We start from the raw sequence: 2,622 nt of genomic DNA on the forward strand, positions 1-2,622 counted from the left end.
CGACGTAGTCGCAACAGCTGGGAAGCTGTGCCAGAGAGGGTGATAGCCCCGTAGACGAAACGTCACATTCTCCGTTCAGGATCCTGAGTACGGCGGGACACGTGAAACCCCGTCGGAAGCTGCGAGGACCATCTCGCAAGGCTAAATACTACCTAGTGACCGATAGTGAACCAGTACCGTGAGGGAAAGGTGAAAAGCACCCCGGAAGGGGAGTGAAATAGTTCCTGAAACCATGTGCCTACAAGCAGTCGGAGCCCGTTAATGGGTGACGGCGTGCCTCTTGCAGAATGAACCGGCGAGTTATGATTGCATGCAAGGTTAAGGTGGAAAAACCGGAGCCGTAGCGAAAGCGAGTCTTAAATGGGCGTAAGAAGTATGTAGTTATAGACCCGAAACCAGGTGACCTACCCATGTCCAGGTTGAAGGTGCGGTAAAGCGCACTGGAGGACCGAACCCGTGTCAGTTGAAAATGGCTGGGATGAGGTGTGGGTAGCGGTGAAATTCCAAACGAACTTGGAGATAGCTGGTTCTCTCCGAAATCTCTTTAGGGGGAGCCTTGAGGTAAAGAATCGTGGAGGTAGAGCTACTGTTTGGACAAGGGGCCCGTCATGGGTTACCAACTTCAGATAAACTCCGAATGCCATTGATTTATACTCAGGAGTCAGACGATGAGTGATAAGATCCACCGTCGAAAGGGGAACAGCCCAGATCACCAGTTAAGGTCCCTAAATATATGCTAAGTGGAAAAGGATGTGGAGTTGCATAGACAACTAGGATGTTGGCTCAGAAGCAGCCACCATTTAAAGAGTGCGTAATAGCTCACTAGTCGAGTGATCCTGCGCCGAAAATGTACCGGGGCTAAGCATATTACCGAAACTGTGGATGTGCACTACGTGCACGTGGTAGGAGAGCGTTCTAAGGGCGGCGAAGTCAGACCGTGAGGACTGGTGGAGCGCTTAGAAGTGAGAATGCCGGTATGAGTAGCGAAAGACAGGTGAGAATCCTGTCCACCGAATGACTAAGGTTTCCTGGGGAAGGCTCGTCCTCCCAGGGTAAGTCGGGACCTAAGCTGAGGCCGAGAGGCGTAGGCGATGGATAACAGGTTGAGATTCCTGTACCAGTTGAATGCGTTTGAATGATGGAGGGACGCAGGAGGCTAAGCGAACCGCACGATTGGAAGAGTGCGGCCAAGCAACGAGTCAGTAACTGAGTCAAATGCTTAGTTGCGGGTTGACAAGTTGTGATGGGGAGTGAAATTTTTAGTAACGAAGTCGCTGATGTCACACTGCCGAGAAAAGCTTCTAGTGAGTATTCAACTGCCCGTACCGCAAACCGACACAGGTAGTCGAGGAGAGAATCCTAAGGTGAGCGAGAGAACTCTCGTTAAGGAACTCGGCAAAATGACCCCGTAACTTCGGAAGAAGGGGTGCTGGTCGCAAGGCCAGCCGCAGTGAAAAGGCCCAGGCGACTGTTTATCAAAAACACAGGTTTCTGCAAAATCGTAAGATGAAGTATAGGGGCTGACGCCTGCCCGGTGCTGGAAGGTTAAAAGGATGGGTTAGCTTCGGCGAAGCTCAGAATTGAAGCCCCAGTAAACGGCGGCCGTAACTATAACGGTCCTAAGGTAGCGAAATTCCTTGTCGGGTAAGTTCCGACCCGCACGAAAGGCGTAACGATCTGGGCACTGTCTCAACGAGAGACTCGGTGAAATTGAAATCCCTGTGAAGATGCAGGGTACCCGCGACAGGACGGAAAGACCCCATGGAGCTTTACTGTAGCTTGATATTGAGTGTTTGTACTGCTTGTACAGGATAGGTAGGAGCCATAGAAAGCGGAACGCTAGTTTCGCTGGAGGCGTTGGTGGGATACTACCCTTGCATTATGACCACTCTAACCCGCAGCACTAAGCGTGCTGGGAGACAGTGTCAGGTGGGCAGTTTGACTGGGGCGGTCGCCTCCCAAAAGGTAACGGAGGCGCCCAAAGGTTCGCTCAGAATGGTTGGAAATCATTCGCAGAGTGTAAAGGCACAAGCGAGCTTGACTGCGAGACAGACAGGTCGAGCAGGGACGAAAGTCGGGCTTAGTGATCCGGTGGTTCCGCATGGAAGGGCCATCGCTCAACGGATAAAAGCTACCCTGGGGATAACAGGCTTATCTCCCCCAAGAGTCCACATCGACGGGGAGGTTTGGCACCTCGATGTCGGCTCATCGCATCCTGGGGCTGTAGTCGGTCCCAAGGGTTGGGCTGTTCGCCCATTAAAGCGGTACGCGAGCTGGGTTCAGAACGTCGTGAGACAGTTCGGTCCCTATCCGTCGCGGGCGTAGGAAATTTGAGAGGACCTGTCCTTAGTACGAGAGGACCGGGATGGACATACCGCTGGTGTACCAGTTGTTCCGCCAGGAGCACTGCTGGGTAGCTATGTATGGACGAGATAAACGCTGAAAGCATCTAAGTGTGAAACTCGCCTCGAGATGAGATTTCCCATTCCCTTCGGGGAAGTAAGACCCCACAAAGATGATGTGGTAGATAGGATGGAAGTGGAAGTGCAGTGATGCATGGAGCGGACCATTACTAATCGGTCGAGGACTTAACCAAGGCAAAGCGGTTAGGTTTGTTGGTGG

General features: G+C 52.4%; 1 rRNA gene. It reads left to right on the plus strand.

Annotation, left to right across the window (positions count from 1 at the left end):
* Positions 1-2,596, plus strand: a 23S ribosomal RNA gene (locus QOS07_RS09110); the annotation flags it as partial.
* Between the last annotated feature and the right edge of the window lie 26 nt (positions 2,597-2,622).

This window comes from Limosilactobacillus viscerum (assembly GCF_947387525.1).
Taxonomy (GTDB): domain Bacteria; phylum Bacillota; class Bacilli; order Lactobacillales; family Lactobacillaceae; genus Limosilactobacillus; species Limosilactobacillus viscerum.